12 protein-coding genes are annotated in these 18,010 nt (G+C 40.2%); 11 read left to right on the top strand and 1 reads right to left on the bottom strand.

Features of this window, described 5'->3' with window-relative positions; all coding sequences use genetic code 11:
• Positions 1-117 precede the first annotated feature (117 nt).
• The 8 genes from ACFSKV_RS14605 to ACFSKV_RS14570 all read left to right on the top strand — a co-directional run bounded on the left by ACFSKV_RS14605 (position 118) and on the right by ACFSKV_RS14570 (position 11,984).
• Positions 118-1,968 carry a DUF262 domain-containing protein gene (locus ACFSKV_RS14605; RefSeq protein ID WP_380804264.1) on the top strand — a complete coding sequence of 617 codons (1,851 nt, stop codon included), beginning with the start codon at positions 118-120 and terminating at the stop codon, positions 1,966-1,968.
• Positions 1,969-1,972: 4 nt separating this feature from the next.
• Positions 1,973-3,889, top strand: a complete 1,917-nt coding sequence (locus ACFSKV_RS14600; RefSeq protein ID WP_380804262.1) for a site-specific DNA-methyltransferase — start codon at positions 1,973-1,975, stop codon at positions 3,887-3,889.
• A gap of 155 nt (positions 3,890-4,044) precedes the next feature.
• Positions 4,045-4,944, top strand: a complete 900-nt coding sequence (locus ACFSKV_RS14595) for an Abi family protein (RefSeq protein ID WP_380804259.1) — start codon at positions 4,045-4,047, stop codon at positions 4,942-4,944.
• Positions 4,941-7,244: a DEAD/DEAH box helicase gene (locus tag ACFSKV_RS14590; protein ID WP_380804257.1), complete on the top strand. Its 2,304-nt coding sequence runs from the start codon at positions 4,941-4,943 to the stop codon at positions 7,242-7,244. The genes ACFSKV_RS14595 and ACFSKV_RS14590 overlap by 4 nt, the downstream gene beginning before the upstream one ends.
• Entirely contained in the window at positions 7,241-7,459 is a 219-nt protein-coding gene (locus ACFSKV_RS14585) for a DNA modification system-associated small protein (protein ID WP_380804254.1), read from the top strand. The genes ACFSKV_RS14590 and ACFSKV_RS14585 overlap by 4 nt, the downstream gene beginning before the upstream one ends.
• A gap of 2 nt (positions 7,460-7,461) precedes the next feature.
• Positions 7,462-9,450 carry an AAA family ATPase gene (locus tag ACFSKV_RS14580; protein ID WP_380804252.1) on the top strand — a complete coding sequence of 663 codons (1,989 nt, stop codon included), beginning with the start codon at positions 7,462-7,464 and terminating at the stop codon, positions 9,448-9,450.
• An 11-nt stretch (positions 9,451-9,461) separates the two neighbouring features.
• Positions 9,462-11,051, top strand: a complete 1,590-nt coding sequence (locus ACFSKV_RS14575; RefSeq protein ID WP_380804250.1) for an ATP-binding protein — start codon at positions 9,462-9,464, stop codon at positions 11,049-11,051.
• 282 nt (positions 11,052-11,333) lie between these two features.
• Complete coding sequence (locus ACFSKV_RS14570) at positions 11,334-11,984, top strand: hypothetical protein (protein ID WP_380804248.1); 651 nt, start codon at positions 11,334-11,336, stop codon at positions 11,982-11,984.
• Between the two features lie 306 nt (positions 11,985-12,290).
• Here ACFSKV_RS14570 and ACFSKV_RS14565 read toward each other — a convergent pair whose 3' ends face one another.
• Positions 12,291-13,397: a Fic family protein gene (locus ACFSKV_RS14565; protein WP_417774592.1), complete on the bottom strand. Its 1,107-nt coding sequence runs from the start codon at positions 13,395-13,397 to the stop codon at positions 12,291-12,293.
• Positions 13,398-13,712: 315 nt separating this feature from the next.
• Between ACFSKV_RS14565 and ACFSKV_RS14560 the strand changes: the two genes are divergently transcribed.
• From ACFSKV_RS14560 to ACFSKV_RS14550, 3 genes are all read left to right on the top strand, one after another.
• Positions 13,713-14,849 (top strand): YncE family protein, encoded by a 1,137-nt coding sequence (locus ACFSKV_RS14560; RefSeq protein WP_380804244.1) that lies wholly within the window; start codon positions 13,713-13,715, stop codon positions 14,847-14,849.
• A gap of 513 nt (positions 14,850-15,362) precedes the next feature.
• Entirely contained in the window at positions 15,363-16,802 is a 1,440-nt protein-coding gene (locus ACFSKV_RS14555; protein ID WP_380804241.1) for a protein adenylyltransferase SelO, read from the top strand.
• A gap of 65 nt (positions 16,803-16,867) precedes the next feature.
• Entirely contained in the window at positions 16,868-17,356 is a 489-nt protein-coding gene (locus tag ACFSKV_RS14550) for a DUF2165 family protein (protein ID WP_380804238.1), read from the top strand.
• Positions 17,357-18,010 lie beyond the last annotated feature (654 nt).

Below are 18,010 nucleotides of genomic sequence, written 5' to 3'. Positions count from 1 at the left end.
TAATTGGAATTTTGAATCATAATGCTTCAGAAACATGCCTAAGAGGATGCCAGTAGGCTGATTCTTCCAGAAATTGGACCTGATGAAATTCTTGAAGACGAAAATGAAGACTAAATAATGGCAATAAAACCAATACCTAAAAATCTGGAGCAGGCATTCAATGCCACTAAATACCAGATTGATTTTTACCAGAGGCAATACAAATGGTCCAAAGACCCTGTAGAAAGATTGTTGGATGATCTGTTTTATAAATTTAATATCGATTATGTCAAAATCGGAGAGTCTTTGGATCCCGAAAATGCCAGTAAGAAAATAAGCCAATATTTTCTCAATACCTATGTGACCAATGAGGTAAATGGTAATGTTTACTTAGTAGATGGTCAGCAACGATTCACTACGCTAACTCTTATTTTTATCCAACTTTTTCATTTGGGAAATAGAGAGGAATTTAAGAGTGAATTGGTGGAATGGGTTAAGGAGAGAATCTATGGTACTTCTGGTCCAAAGAAGATTTTTTATCTCAATCATGTCAAGCATTTGGAATGCATGAAGTCCTTATTTGAGAATAAACCCTTCAAAGAAATCAATACATCTTCTGGAAAAACCGCTGCCAATATGGTGACAAATTCCAGGATCATCAGACAATGGCTGGAACGGGAATTGACCACGATTCATCGATACGATACATTTGTTTATTATTTGCTAACGAGAATAGAAATCCTAAATCTGGACGTAGTACAGGATGATGTACCAATGGTTTTTGAAGTGATAAATGACCGTGGTGTAAGTTTGAAACCGCATGAAATACTTAAAGGCAAACTCTTAGGACAAATCGATAAGGACGAATTAAATTCCTTAGGGATTAATGAGATTTGGGATAAGCAAGTGGATGCTCTTGAGGAATTTGGACAGGATGAAATTGACCAGTTTTTTGAGATTTTTATCCGTTCCAAAATCGTAGGAACGAGAGGAATTAGTGAAAAGTATACCAGTAAAAATTACCATAGGATTCTTTTCACGGAAGAAGTAGAGGAGTATTTTAAACTCAATCGAAATCCTGCGAGGACCAAGGTATTTCTTAAAAATGAATTTATCTACTTTACCAACCTCTACGCGAAAATCAGAAGACTAAGGGCAGCGTTTCATTCAGGCTTTGAGCACCTATATTTCAATCAGCTAAATGATCTCAATGGCCATTTTGTAATGATTCTAAGTGCTTGCAAACTCAATGATCCCGACGAAGATGAAAAAATCAAGCTGATAGGTTACCACTACGACAGGATTTATACGCTACTTCACCTTCAGAAGGCCTATGTCAATAACGTAATGGCAGACCTGATCTATGCGATCAGTCAGGATATACGGGAAAAAAGCTGTGATGAAATTCCTGCGATATTTGAAACGCATCTGATCCATACGCTTACAGATAAGAAAAATCAAACAGTGGAACAGGCTTTTTCATACAACTATTTCAAGGACGTAGGATATGCGGATTTACCTACCCGCTTCAACCGTTATTTCCTTTCTCGTATAGAGCATTTCATGACCAAAGGCCTTCAAGTTCCTTTTGAAGTGAGTTTTGATAACCTGGTAAGAAATACCGGACCGGTTAACGGCTATCACATCGAACATATTCTTAGCTGGAACGAGGATAATCTTGCTTTATTCAATAACGATGAAGATGTCTTCGAACGGGAAAGAAATAGGCTGGGAGGATTACTTCTGCTTAGAGGCAATGCCAATCAATCAAGTGGTAAAGAAAAGTATTCAGATAAGCTAGATACATATTCAGGTACCTTGATTTGGAATGAAACCTTAATACCCGCTACTTACCATAGCAACTTAGACTTAAATCTATTCAACCAAAAGTTTGGCTTAGGACTCAGGGCGCTAACGCAATTTGGTCCTGAAGAACTCGAAGAGCGACATAAATTACTCGCCAAAATGGTGGAAATAATCTGGAAGTAAACCCATGAATAAAAAAGAACTACTCGATAAAATCAAACAACTGGAAGGTCTCAATAGCGATGAAAAGGCCTATCTGCTTAACCTCGTCAATACCAAAAAGAAGTACGGACTGGTATGGGAAGATAAGCCCGAAGATGTGGAAGAAGAACTCCGGACCAAATTACCTGTCCTGCGCGAAGTCAAAGAAAAAGCCATTATTAACGGAGATGAGCATCCCAATCATATTTTGATTGAAGGGGATAACCTTCATGCCCTAAACGCACTCACCTTTACCCATGAAGGTAAAATTGATGTGATTTACATTGATCCTCCATACAATACGGGGAATAAAGACTTTAAATACAATGACAGTTTTGTAGATAAGGAAGACAGCTACAGACATAGCAAGTGGCTATCATTTATAGATAAAAGATTACGAATTGCTAAGAGACTTTTAAGTGATAAAGGCGTGATATTTATTTCAATTGATGATAATGAACAAGCCCAGCTGAAATTATTGTGCGATTCAATTTTTGGTGAAATAAATTCAATCGGTCCGATAATTCAGAACAAACAAAACTCAAAAAATGACACCATTAATGTCCAAAAGAACCACGAATTTATCATAATATACAGAAAAGCTATATTATACAATGAAAAAAATAAAGTTATTCCGTCCTTAACAAATGTGGATTCTAAAAACAAGCCTGTTTTTGAGGAAGATGGAATGTATTATTATATCAATGATTCAATTACTACTCGTGGAGAAGGGGGAATATTGAATAAGCGACAGAATTTGGGACATTCTATTTATTATAACCCTGAGAATAAAGATATAATAGCAGTATGTGATTATGATATTGAACTCGCTAAAACCTCCAATGATTTTGATGAAATTTATACTACTGATGAAACTCTTATCTCAAAGGGTTATGTGGCAATTCGTCCACCAAAAGTTAGAGGGAAGTTAGGCTGTTGGACTTGGTCATTGGAAAAGATTAATAATGAGAAAAATAATTTAATTGTAACTGGTAAAAAAGGATCCTATGCAATAAAGAAAAGAACGTTCGTTGCCAAAAGTGATGTTTTCGAAATTGATAACAAATTATTTTACAGCTCAAATGCCGAGAGTAATTCGAGAAGTATTATTGACTATTCCACCAATGATGGAACCGAAACATTAAATGAGGTTTTAGGTGAGTTTGGGAAATTTAATAATCCTAAAAATCTTGAAATGTTAAAGTATCTTTTAGGTTTATATTCCAACAATAACATTTTGATATTAGATTTCTTCGCTGGTTCAGGCACCACATTACATGCCACAATGGCCCTCAATACTGAAGATGGGGGAAATAGACATTGTATTTTAGTTACTAATAACGAGAACAACATTTGCGACGAAGTAACATACGAACGGAATAAGAGGATCATCCAAGGCTATACCAACTCCAAGGGCACCCCTGTTGAGGGTTTGGAAAACAACAACCTTCGCTATTACCAGTGTGATTTTGTTGACCGCAAGCCAACCTTATCCAATAAGCGAAAACTGACAACTTTAGCAACTGAGTTATTGTGCATCAAGGAGGATACGTATAAAGAAGTGACTTCTCTGTTGGAAAAGGCGGATTGGCATAAGCTATTTACCGATGGGAAAGGGAAGTATGTGTATATCGTATATGATGACCTGTATATTGATGATGCTGTGGAACTTTTGGAGGAGTTTATCTCTGAGCATCAGCCCGAAGAAAAAGTAAAAGTTTATGTCTTTTCCAATGGGCAGTATGCCTACACGGAGGAATTTGAGTCCTTGGCGGAAAAGGTGGAGTTGGCGGCCTTGCCGGATGCTATCTATAAGGCACTTGCGCAGGTATTGCCCAAGGAGAATAGGGAGAATATTCCTGAGTTGGAAGATGAGCTTTCTGAAGATCAAGCAGCTAACTGATCGGTCATGAAAAATATTTTTATCCATAAGGCATTTGTTCGCTACCAAATATTTGGTACTTTTGCATTAATTGTACCCGGCAAGCCTCTTCACAATGCTCAAATGGCCGGGTCTTCGATTTTTAGGGGTTATCATTGGCTGGTTTTTTTTAACAAATGAAGTACAGCAAGCAGCCCATATCGTTTGAAGCGCAGTTACAAAAACTGATGGAGCGGGGATTAAGCATCTCTGATAGTTCGAAAGCTTTGAGCTATCTCAGCAATATCAGTTACTACCGATTAAGGGCTTATACCTATCCTTTTCAGGATAACGATGATCCGAAGCATCCTTTTATCCAAGAAATCTCTATGGAGGAAATCATGGAGATTTACACCTTTGATCGTAAGTTGAGGCTTTTGGTCTTTGATGCCATTGAGAAGATAGAAATAGCGCTTCGCACGCAGATCATCTACCAGTGGGCAATAAGTCATGGTAGTCATTGGCATACCAAAGCAGCACTCTACCGAAACGATTTTTACTTTGGGCAGAACATCACTTCGCTGCATAAGGAAATCGAGCGAAGCCATGAGACCTTTATCAAACACTACCAGGAAAAGTACGATGATCCACTTACACCTCCAGCCTGGATGGCATTGGAGGTAAGCAGTTTTGGCTTATTGTCACTGATGTTTTTTAACCTGAAGCGAAGCCCGGAGAAGAAGCAAGTTGTGAGGCATTTTGGCCTATATGATGTGGAGCTTTTAGAAAATTGGATGCGTAGTTTTACAGACATAAGAAACATTTGTGCCCATCACGGTCGCTTATGGAACAGGAGATTGACCACGCAGATCAACCTTCCGAAGAAAACAGAAATTCCATTTATCGAAAATAAGGATGTATATCCTAATAAGCTGTATCCGGCTTTATGCGCCATGGCCTATCTGCTGGATATGATCAATGAAGAAAGTTTATTCAAAAACCGTCTTGTGAAACTTTTTGGAACAGTCTCTCCCGAATTAATGGGGGATATGGGCTTTCCGGAAGATTGGCAAGATGAAAAGTTTTGGCAAATATGATTGTACTAAGAAAATACCAGGAAGCAGCCGTAGCTGCTTTAGTCAATGATACTTACTCCCTGATGAAATTGCCGGGAGCCAGATTGAAGATGGTCCTAAAAGCACCAACAGGCGCTGGAAAAACCATCATCATGGCAGAATACCTCAATCAGCTGTCCGAGGAGCTTCCAGACAAATTGGATTTACCCAAAAGGAAGGTAGCCTATATTTGGTTTGCGCCCAATCAGCTGCATCTGCAATCCTACCTTTCCCTGAAAGATTACTTCAGCGAACTGAGGTCCATCAAACCCATACAGTTTGAAGACATTACAGATGGACAACTCAAGCCAAATGAAATACTATTCGTCAATTGGCAATCAGTCAACAAGGAAAGCAACCTCTACATCAAGGAAAATGAGCAAGGGAAAGACTTGGTGCGATTTGTCCACAATTCCATGCTGAAGGATATTGAGATCATCTGTATTCTAGATGAAGCACATTATCATGCAGATGGAAAGAAGGCCAAAGAACTGCTACAGAAGATCCATGCTAAGATAGAGATTGACGTTTCTGCGACCCCGCTTTCCCCTGGATATACGGGTTATGGTCATGTGATTAGACGACAAGATGTAATCGAAGAAGGAATGATCAAGAAAAACGTGGTCTTGAACCCCGCCTTGGATCATCACAAGCAGGAAGGCCGGCCACTCAACCAGATCCTGATGGACGAGGCGCTTGCCAAGCGCAAGGAATTGGCGGAGGCGTATGAGGCTTTGGGAGTAAAAATCAATCCATTGCTTCTGATCCAGCTTCCTAATGAGACCAAAACGGAAAGTGTACTTGATAAAGAGATCATTGATGAGGTAAAGACCTATTTGGAAGTGAAGGGACTGACTACCTCTAATGGGAAGTTAGCCATTTGGCTAAGCAATGAAAAAACCAATCTGGATGGATTGGAAGCCAATGATGGCTTTGCTGAGGTTTTACTCTTTAAGCAGGCTATTTCTTTGGGTTGGGACTGTCCTCGGGCAGGGGTTTTATTGATTTTCAGGGAAATACAGCAAGAGCATTTTGGTATACAGACTGTCGGCCGTATCCTTAGAATGCCCGAGCAAAAGCATTATACCAATCCTATTCTGAACAATGGTTATGTGTATACCAACTTAAGCAGGGATATCGTCAAGATTGTGCAGGAAGATATGGACTACATCGTTCAGAATAAGGCAGTCCGAAAAGCCATGTATGAACAGCTGACCCTGAACTCTTACTTTATCAATACCCGTCTAACGAGAAATCGTCTCAGCTCCAAGTTTAGAAAATGCATGTATGAGGCGGCGGAGCAGAAGTTTGGATTGACCAGAAATTTAGAAGATACCAAAGGAGAAGTTATTGATGCCTATAACCGCAAACGACTTGCTGAAAATGTAATTGAGCTAGATGTTGCTTCCATAGAAATTCCTATTCCCAAAGATTTAGAACTGGTTATTGTAGAAGGGGCCACTCAGGTTACTCAAATGGAGCGATTTGCAAAGACGACTGGGGAGTTGGATATTTTATTCAGGCAGTTCTGTAGGAACCATGTGGGAGCCTATGCCAAAGCGGACTCTACACCTGTAATGGAATTGGCTTTAAAGATGTTGTTTGAGGATTATCTTTTGATGGATGAGTTTGCGGCCATCAAAGTAATCTTGTATCCACAAAATCAGGGCAAGTTTGTAGAGCTAATTGATGTGGCATTGGAAAAGCATGAACAGTTGTTGAAGCAAAAGGCGGCAATGGCATCTAAAAAGGTAGAAACCGTTTCCTGGGATGTGCCAAAAGAAAAGTTGTATAATGAGCACTATAACGAACGACCTTCTGATAACCACGTCATGGAGCCTTTCTATGAATATAAAAGTGCTAGTACTCCTGAACGTCAGTTTGTGAACTTCCTCGAAAAGAATGATGCATACATAGCTTGGTGGTACAAAAACGGAGATAAAAACAAGGAAGATTTTGCGGTGACTTATGTAGATCATGAGAGAATTACCAGAGGCTTTTATGTTGACTTTGTGATCAAGCTTAAAAATGGTCTGTTGTGCTTATTTGACACGAAAACCCTTGATTCAGATAAAAATTTTGTAGCAAAGCACAATGCGCTTCATCAATATATACTGGATAATTCCAGCAATGAAAAACCCATGATTGGAGGGATCATTGTTCCAAAAGGGGCAGGAGATGCACAGGTTTGGAAATATTGCAGAAACAAAATCAGTAGTGCCACAGATACCACAGGTTGGGTATCCTTTGAGCCATCCACCGAAAAACCTCAAAAACCATGAGTAGAAAAGGATTAGATACCACCTTTCTTCATTTTGGGATCCGAAAAGAAGACATGGAATTTATAGAAACCCTTTGTGGGCAGCATGACCTGGATTTTGACTGGGTGAAAGATGATTTGTTGAAGCAGTTTCACGAAAAGAAAATCAGCAATCAGGAACTGGATATCAGAACGATTGAAAAGATCATAGAAAAAGCACTTCAAAAAATTCAATAGCCATGCTGATCAAAAATATTAAAGCGAAGAATTTTAAGACTTATCTCAACCTGGACTTGGATATTTCGGTTGATCCTGAGAAACCCATTATTTTGATAGGTGGTGAAAGTGGTGGTGGTAAAACCACATTTTTTGAAGCCATTTATGGAGCATTGTACGGATTGAAAATCAACTCAGAAAGACAATTTAGAGAATTGCTAAATGCGGGTGCAGGCCCAGATCAGGAACAAAAAATTGTTTTGGAGTTAAAATTCAGTGGTAAAGTATTGAATCAGGAGCAGGATTATGTACTGACTCGTACATACATCCTCAATCCCAATAACCAGCCAGTGGAAAGTGTCAGGCTCAATATGAATGGGACCATTTTTACTTATGGTACAGCTACTCCCACTAATCAGAGAATTGAGCAAGAAGCCCAGGTCAATAAAATCATTAAAGCCAATCTTCCTCAGGAATTATCCAGATACTTTTTGTTTGATGCCATGGAGGCTGGAAATCTATTGAAAGAAGATCAGCTGAACCGTGTAATTAAAGAGAACATTGAAAATGTCATGGGTTTCAACAAGTATTTGCAAATGGCAAAGGCTTCTGAGGCTTTACATAATCAATATACTGCCCAACGCCTCCAAGTTGAAAACGAACGACAGGAATACCTTCAACTTCTTGAGAGCAAACGTTCAATGGAAGCCCAGTTGGAAAACATTGAATTTGATTTGCAAAATGCACTGCAATATTCAGTAGCCAATAAGGAATTGTATGATAATCTAAAGTCCGGTCTGAATCAAGAAACTACTATTAAAAGTAAAATAGAGCAGACTCAAGGGCAAATCGAGAATACATTAAAAAAAGAGAGTTTGTACAAAACTGAAATCGAAAGTTTTGTAAAGGAGATAGAATTGAATGTGGTAGTTCCAAAGTTATTGGAAGCCATTAAATCTGAAGTAAACTTAATTTTAAAAGCCAAAGAAGAGCAACTCAAACAAGACCATATCAACATCAATCCTGAGCAGGTTGAAGCAATCAGTGCCTCCATATTAGATTATCTTAAAAGCAATCACTTGATTTTAAAAGATATCAGTTTGGAGGAATTGGTCAATGCGGTCATGGCTGAAGGTTCGGTAGATGGGAAAGAAGATCCTTATGCCTTTTTGGATTTTTCAGATGTGAAGGCCTTGGAACAATTAATGGAAATCAAGTCAGCAAATGTTTTCCCAAGATTGCATCAGCAGCAATTGGAATTGAATATTGCATTAGATCAGGTTCCTGTCTGGGAAAATCAAATTGAAACCTTAAAAGCCCAGATCAGTGGCAGGGATTATAACCTGTTGAAATCTTACGAGGATAATGAGTCCAAAATAAAAAGGCTGCAGGCTGACATTGAGGATTTGAAAGGCGAAATCAAAAAGGTTGATAAAAAACTTCATCAATTTGACATTCAAATCAGTCAAGAACCAGATCCAAGATATGAGACTTTGGGTAAGCTGAAAGGATTCTTCGAAGATGTGGCCAATCAGCTTTTGAAGGTTAAAAAGCAACAATTGGAGCTGAAAATGAAGCAGGATTTGAATCGATTGATTCCAGTCTATGAAAATCAAATCAATCGGGTGGAGTTGTCAGAAAATCTTTCCAACCTCACATTTAAGGTGTTTCATAATCATGGCAACGAAATCTACCTGAATCAATTGAATACAGCTTCCAAGCAGGTAGTTGTACAAGTTCTTTTAAAGGCTTTACATGAATTTGGAGATTATGATCCACCGGTGATGATCGATACGGTTATGGGGGTATTAAGTGAAGAGAGTAGGACCCGAGTTTTGGAATATTATTTCCCAGAACTTTCCCATCAGACGATTTTATTGAGCTCAGATGCTGAAATAAGGAAAGGGGCAGATTGGGATAAAATTGAGCCTTTTGTATCCAAAGCATTTACACTCAAAAGAGACCGTGAACGTCAGCTTACTGAAATTGTCTCTGGGTATTTTACCAAATAATCATTTGATCTATGAGCTTCATTAATTTACAAAATATACGACTTGGGGAAAATATTCAGGATGACCTTGCCCCAATCAGAAATCTGATTGAATCCAGATTAAATTTAAAAAGGTATTCCGAAGGTAATAAGCCATTGGTTTTAAATCAGAGTAAGCTTCATCGAATCTGTTTGTTAGCTGGCCTTTCTTCCAATGAGCCCCGAAGTAGAAAAGACTTTGAAAATATCCAGATTGGATCCAACAGGATTTTTGAAACCTTATTCACCCATCATAATCTATTGAATCCAATTCTTGCGCTATTAAAGTTACGTTATAAAAATGTAGAAGTAGAATGGAGTACTGATAGAGAAGCGAGCAAGGTAATCAATGGAGAAATCAAAAGGGGAGCTGATGTATTGTTAAAAGATGGAGTGCTTGAAGAATGGTTGATGTTTGCCAATGCCAGTGGTGGAATAGGGAAAAGAGGAAGTATTCCGGCATTGAGCTTAAATATCGGGTCTTATGAGGATGATATTCCGGCATTGCTTGATTTGAACACCAAGGACATTTCCAATACCCAGATTTTAATTGCCGGAACTACGGGCTCAGGAAAGTCTAATTTGTTAGCTGTTTTATTAAATGAAATCAGGACACTTTCCATCGAAAGCCCTTATCCTGTAAATTTCCTTTTGTTTGATTACAAAGGGGAGTTTTCGGATCCTGCGAATAATAGTTGGCTGAGTCTATTTGAAGTGGATCGAAGTTGTATCTTAGATCCAATCAGACAGCCGCTACCATTTACTCCATTTAAGAATTTTGTCGGAAGAGCTCAGAATGAGATTAATCTCTACAGTTCTGAAATGGCCAATGCGCTTTGTGCGATCGATGCTGCCAAGATCAGTGCCAATATGAGTAACCGGCTTTCTGAGGCCATCATCAATGCCTATTCGGCGACTATGGGTGCACCGATAACTTTTGAAAATATACTGGAGGAGTACACAGACCTTCAACCGGAACGAGATCAGGATAAGGACGATAGTGTAAAGTCTGTATTGAAGCAATTGATCCGAAATAATCTTTTTGATACTCAGGATAAAGTCAACTTGATTGAAGAAAGTTTTATTGTGAAAATGGATTCCTTTCCCAAAGATGGCCCCTTAGCAAAGGCCATAGTTTACTTCATCGTTTCTAAATTAAACATCATTTATGAACGGCTTGAGAAACAAGCTATAGATGATACCCATGTAGAATTAAGGCATTTCACCATTATAGATGAGGCACATTACATGCTGGGTTTTGACAATAAGCCACTCAGAGATTTGATAGCTATTGGAAGAAATAAAGGTTTATCCATCATACTTGCCACTCAAAATATGGATTCATACAAGAGTAATTATTTTGATTTCTATGCCAATGCCCAGTATCCACTCTTGATGAAGCAGCAATCCATTAATGATGGGGTGATAAAAGATCTATTTGGAGTTTCCGGTTCAGAGTTTCATGAAATCAAAGAATCAATTTCCGGACTTCAAAAAGGAGAATTATTGATTAAAAACCCTACAGCTGCTGCTTTGGGGCTCGGAAAGAAGTTTAAGAAGATAAAAGTAAGACATTTGATTTAAACATTAAAAAATTTGAGAAAATCAATTTCTCTTTCAAACATGGCTATATTCCCTTTTAGTATAAAATCATTTTAAAAAATGATTATAACTTCAAATAATACTATTTCGAAGAGTATTACAAAAATATATATTTTGAACTTAGTGAATATAGATATTAAAAAATCGGGGATTTTATTATGAAATCTATAAAATTGTTTGTAAAACAATTGTTTAAAAAAATAATACGGGTAATTGTCTCAATTATTTTTTTAAGGATTCAATCAACATAAAATAATAATTGAATTGCTTCCCGGATCCACCAATGTCTACCTCTGCCCAAACTGCTCCAAATCCATTCTCCAATGGACTTTGGCTTCGGCCAATGGGATCGGTGCGAAGTACTTTTCGGATGGGCGGGTGAAGGCACCTTATTTCCCGGAGACGCTAAGGATCACCCGATGTGGGGATTGCGGGACCATTTTTTGGTTGGACAGGGAGAGTATAGTGGATGAATTTGAGGATGATGATTTCAGGGAGGAAGATGCCCGAAAAAGTGCTCATTATCAGGAGTATGGAATCTGGGCAGAGGAACTGGATAAAGAGGGCTGGGTAAAGGCCATTCAGGAAAAGGTGTACCGAAACCCGAAAGAAGAAGTTTACCTGAGAAAAAAACTGCTGTGGTGTTTGAATGACCTTTTTTTGGTAAGCTATGGAATTCTGGAGACAGTAAACTCAACGCTTTATCTGGAAAATGCCAGCAATCTGATTAAGGTTTTGGAAGATAACTCCCAAAAGGATCTCTTGTTAATGGCAGAACTCCACCGAAATCTGGGGGATTTTGAATCCTGCCTGGAAGTTTTGGATCAGGTCACCGAACCGGATTTACTGCCCTTGGCCTTTGCCATTTTTAAAAAGTGCAACTTAAAGGAAAGTAAGGTGTTTGAATTGTCTTAAAACTCCAAATTCCAATTTTCCCTGTTTACTAGAGCCATTTAAATCTGTCTTTCCAAAAGCTGTTGGAAGGAGTCACCACAAATAGTTTCTGCTTCAGGATTCAATACTTTAACCCTAATAATACTTTATTCAACAAAAACAACCTAAACAGGGTATTTTTCACTTTTTGGGGATTGTTGGAAGGGGGTGATGGGGCTGAAAATAAATTACAAAAAAGCTGAGATTTCTTAACCGCCAAAGTCGCTAAGAAAAAGTAATCAAAAAGTCTTAGTGACCCTTTGGGTGCTTTGCGGTTTAATTTTTTTGTTATCCCCATTCAAAGTCGGTCAACTCATAGTTTGCGTTACGTCCCTTTTCATTTACTTGCTTCAAGATGTCTTTTTCCATTAAGTCTTTGATGTCACGCAACGCGGTATCGGTTGAGACCTTGGTCATTTTCGCCCATTTTGAGGTTTGCAGTTTACCTTCGAAACCGTCAAAAAGATTGTTGAGCATGAAGCGTTGACGTTCGTTTATGGGTGTATTTTCATGTAATTTCCAAAATCCGGATTTGCGCAATATGCTTTGTGTGGTATTTTCGGTGGCGAGCATCGCATTTTTAAGACAATTCAAAAACCAGTCCAACCATTCGGTTATATCTTTTGAACTGTGTTGTACACTTTGTAATACTTCATAATAGCGCTTACGTTCTATTAATATTTGGCTGGACATACTATAAAAACGCTGTCCGCTGCCTTCTGCACGTGCAAGCAGCATATCGGTGATCGCTCTTCCAATCCTGCCATTCCCATCATCAAAAGGGTGAATGATGATAAACCAAAAGTGGGCTATAGCTGCTTTTAAAACCGTGTCAAGGGTGTGGTCGTTATTGAACCATTCCAAAAACTTTTTCATTTCTGCTTGTACCAAATGAGGCTTCACTGCTTCATAGTGAATTTTCTCTTTTCCCAAAGCTCCGGAAACCACTTGCATTTCCCCTGTTCGGAATTGTCCTACTTCTATTGGGTAAGGTCCGCTGTACCCTGTTGGGAATAGCGCTGCATGCCAACCAAACAAGCGTTTTTCGGTTAAAGGTAAGTCATACCTTTGGGTGGCATCAAGCATCATTTCCACCACCCCTTCTATATGCCGGCTACTGGGTACAAGTCCAGCAGTGTTAATGCCCAAGCGTCTTGCTATTGAGGAACGAACTTGATCGAAATTGAGCAATTCACCTTCAATTTCAGATGATTTAACCACGTCTAAGGTTAAGGCAGTAAGGGTAGCTTCTTCCTTGGTAGAAAAACCCAGAGCATTCATCTGTCCGATGATTTTACCCTGCATTAAGCGAACTTCCCCAAACAAGTTGTTTATCGCCCTATCATCCCAGGAAAAGTCCGTCCAGTTTTGATGTTCGTAGATGTATTTTGCCATTGCTCTAATTGATCTGCGGTAAATATACAAATTATTCGCCGCAAAAATGCGGTTATTAATTTCATTTTTCACCGCAAAAAATATGATGTTGAAATTTATTACTATTAAATTTTGGTTCCACAACCATTTCTTCAAAACAAAAAAATCATGAAATCAACAAATCAACTATTCTAACCGCAAATGGCACCAAGAAAACGCAATGAAAAGCCCTTAGTGAACCCTTGCGTTCTTTGCGGTTTAATTTTTCATTTGATCCCTATTGTCTATCTTTATTTCATAGACTTCCTCTTCCACTTGTTCCAAAATGAAAAAACCATGAAGCCCAAAAAAATCAAAGTTATTGTCAGCGCCGTCATTTTAATCTTATTCTCCGTGGCATGGATACCCTATCAGAATGAAGTTGCAGATCCTGAAGTCCAATCCCCGGAGTCAGGAAGGTATCTGTATGTGGCTGTACCGGGAATCCGGAATTATTTGGGCTACGGAGGTCATGGGATTTTGGTGTTTGACATGGACAATGACCATCAGTTTGTCAAAAGAATTCCAACCCAGGGTTATCTTCCCAACGGCAAACCTTCCAATGTCAAAGGAGTGGCAGTAAGTGTGGCGCTCAACAGTATTTTCGTCAGCACCCTCCATACCCTGCAACGCATCGACCTGAGTTCGGAAAAGATAATCTGGGAGAAGACCTATGAGGGTGGACCAGACCGCATGGCGATTTCCCCTGACGGGAAAACCATGTATCTCCCTTCTCTGGAAAAAAGTTTTTGGAATGTGGTGGATTGCGAAACAGGGGATATCATTAAGAAAATTGAGGTGTATCAGCGCGCACACAATACCCTTTATGGGCCTTCTGGAAAACACGCCTACCTGGCAGACATTGCATCTCCTTATTTACATGTGACAGATACCAAGGACCATACCATCATCAAAAAAGTTGGTCCTTTTAGTAATGGGGTCAGACCTTTTACCATCAACAGCCAGGAAACCTTGGTTTTTGCCAATGTGGATGATCTATTGGGTTTTGAAGTGGGTGACCTGAAGACAGGGGAAGTGTTGCAGAGTATAGTCGTGGAAGGTTGTGAAAAAGGCCCGGTACGGAGACATGGGAATCCCAGTCATGGCGTCGGTCTCACACCCGATGAAAAAGAATTATGGATCAGCGATGGCCACAATATGCGCATGCATGTATTCAGTGCCACCCCACCCTATCAGCAACTGACGACCATACCCCTTCAGGATATGCCCGGATGGATTACTTTCAGCATGGACGGAAAATATGCCTATCCGTCCAGCGGGGAAGTAATCGATGTGGAAACCAGAGAAATTTTATACCTGCTCAAAGATGAATTCCATAATTATGTGGCCAGTGAAAAAATGGTGGAGGTGCATTTCAGCAATCATAAGGTAAGCAAAGCCGGAGATCAGTTCGGGATCGGAAGAGCAAAGTAATGGGCTTTGATTCCGGAAGATAGATGTATGTTCTTTAATAATTGTTAAACAACTGACCTATTCCGGTTCAATCAAATTTTCAACATGGTCCCTTCAACAAAAGGAATCAGGATCAATCGGAGGGTTTTATGGTTTTAAAAGTAAGACAGGAATTTGCTTTTTCTTTTCATTGACAATTCTTCTTTCCTTTGTAATATTATATTTCTGACAATAAGCGGGTGTAGCTCAGTTGGTAGTCCGCCATGGCGGATCCCAAGCTGAAGGCCGTAGGTTCGAGACCGATTACCCCCGCTCTTTCCCTTATTTTTTCTTATTTATTCAACACAAAAGGATTGATTTTCCTTTGTGCCCCTTGGTGACTTTGTGGGAAATATTTATCCCACCAAGCCTCAAAGAATCACTAAGGTTTACAGCTTTTTTAAATCATAGACCTTGCAAAAAATCCAAGACAATGAAATTTAATTTTACCCAGATTTGTTCCTTCAACAAGCAAGCAAAACCCTAGCCATGGAAATGACCTGGAACCTCGAAAACACTTATCAGCAACTTCCCGAAGCACTTTTCAGCACAATCCACCCTACTCCGGTAAAATCTCCGCAATTGATTGTCCTAAACCATAGTTTGGCCAAGGAACTGGGTCTAGATCTTGAAAAATACGATACTGCTACCCTAAGTGCTGTTTTTTCAGGTAACCAGCTTCCAACGGACGCAAAGCCCATGGCCCAGGCTTACGCCGGCCATCAATTTGGACAGTTCACCATGTTGGGAGATGGAAGGGCCATATTATTGGGAGAGCAGGTCACACCTGAGGGAAAGCGTTTTGACATTCAACTGAAAGGTTCAGGCAGAACCCCCTACTCCCGCAATGGAGACGGAAGGGCCCACCTGAGCGCTATGCTGCGGGAATACCTCATCTCAGAAGCCATGCACTATCTGGGAATCCCTACTTCCAGGTCTTTGGCGGTGGTGGTAACCGGTGAACCCGTTTACCGTGAAGTTATCCGTGCAGGTGCTATCCTTACCCGTGTTGCGGAAAGCCATATACGGGTAGGAACTTTCGAATATGCCCGGAATTTCCATAATGGCCAATACCTCAAAGACCTGCTCCAATATAGTATAGCAAGACATTATCCGGAACTGGATGAGACTGAAAATAAGGCCTTGGCATTCTTTGAGGCAGTGATGGACAAGCAGCTTGACCTGATTACCGATTGGATGCGGGTGGGCTTTATCCATGGGGTAATGAACACGGACAATATGAGCATTCCCGGAGAGACTATAGATTATGGGCCCTGTGCCTTTATGAACAGCTATGATCCCATGACGGTATTCAGTTCCATCGATACGCAGGGAAGGTATGCCTATGGCAACCAACCCTTTATTGCCCATTGGAATCTGGGATGCCTGGCCTCTGCCCTATTGCCCGAAATTGCCCCTGTTACGGAAGATGCCCTAAAAATAGCCCGTGAATCCATCAGCAGGTTTCCCAAGGACTATGAATCCAAATGGTTGGAAATGATGGGCCGCAAACTGGGGATTGAAACAACCAAACCATCCGACAAAGCCTTGATTGATGACCTGCTCCATTGGATGAAAAACAACAAGGCCGATTATACCAATACCTTTTTATACCTGAGGAGAAATGAATTCCCCAAGGACAGTATCTACGAAAAGCCAGAATTCAAAGGTTGGTTGCTGCTTTGGAGGGATAGGATTTCCAATAATAGGGAAAAAGCACAACATTTGATGGATGCAAACAATCCTGCCATCATACCTCGCAACCATCTGGTAGAGGAAGCCCTGGATGCAGCGAGTATACATGGAGATTTGAAACCTTTCCAGGAATTGCTGGAGGTCCTACAAAATCCTTATGAGGACAGGCCAGGAATGGACAAATACCAGGAAGTGCCAGGAGAGGTGGATGCTGGTTACCAAACTTTCTGCGGAACCTGATACTTCCCTTTTTGAGCAGGAAGTTTTGAAAAAATTGGGTAATATTAAGGGAAAAACCCTGCCTTATGAATTCCCGAACCATAAAAAGCATTCTCGCGGCTTCCTTTGCTTTATATTTCATATTCATTGCATTCAACAATATCAGCGATTACGCTTCCAACCTGGCTTTTGTCAAAGGAGTCCTGAACATGGAAGATGTGTTTTCCAATCCGGCAAATCAATGGCGGGCTATTCACTGGCCTTGGGCTGTTCCGGTATTTTATGGAATGATCATTATTTGGGAATCTGCAACTGCCATCATCCTTGGAAGGGGTGCAGTGGCCATGTTCAAAGCAGGAAATGACTCCGAAAAGTTTAAACAGGCAAAGGAAATGGTAAGTATGGGCTATCTCATGAGTTTTGTGCAGTGGTTTGTATTTTTTGTGACGCTGGCAGGGGAATGGTTTCTGATGTGGCAATCCGAAACCTGGAATGCCCAGTCCACCGCTTTCTCGATGACCATGATTACCCTGGGACTGCTCCTATTCCACCATCTGGTACCGGAGGAGGTATGATTTGTTTTCCGCTAAGACAAGGAGGAACATAAAGATCCTTTTTTAAATAATCCAGCTTTATATGAAGCTGCACCATGGAATGATTGGATCATTGATATCAAAGCAGCTGCATATTGGTCATCAGCCCGAGGTTAAAACCCCAAGTTACTATATCTATTGCCCTCACAGGGCTGTTCCGTTCAATTTCACACTCAAGTCTACAACTAGGGTTCGTGCTAATCCGGAAGCTTCGCGCCTAATCCCTTTTCCTTTTCCCCTTCAAATTCCCATCATCGCCCAAATCCACCCAGATGCCCAACAAAAAATTCAAAATTTGTGCTAATTCCTGCCTGCAGAGACAGGCGCAAAATTCGTGGTCCTTTTATCAGCGTTCATCATCATTCATCTGTGGTTAAATTCCTTCCGCGAACATCCGTCAAATCCGCGTTATCCCTGCCCGTCCAATCAGCCGGGGGCGTTCCATTCTTCTCTAACCTAAACAATTTGTGTTCATATGTGAAATTCGTGGACTATAAAAGCAAAGCTTTATCCGTGTTCATCCTCATTCATCCCTGCCTTCCGAAGGAAGGGTTCAAAAAATTATCTTCCATAAATTGGTGAGATGCCCCGCAATGCTGCGGGACAGGCTTTCATTGCATTCAGCATGACGCCTTC

This window comes from Shivajiella indica (assembly GCF_042683085.1).
In the GTDB taxonomy this organism is placed as follows: domain Bacteria; phylum Bacteroidota; class Bacteroidia; order Cytophagales; family Cyclobacteriaceae; genus Shivajiella; species Shivajiella indica.
The sequence above is the reverse complement of the archived record's forward strand: the minus strand, read 5'-3'. Positions and strand labels throughout refer to the sequence as shown.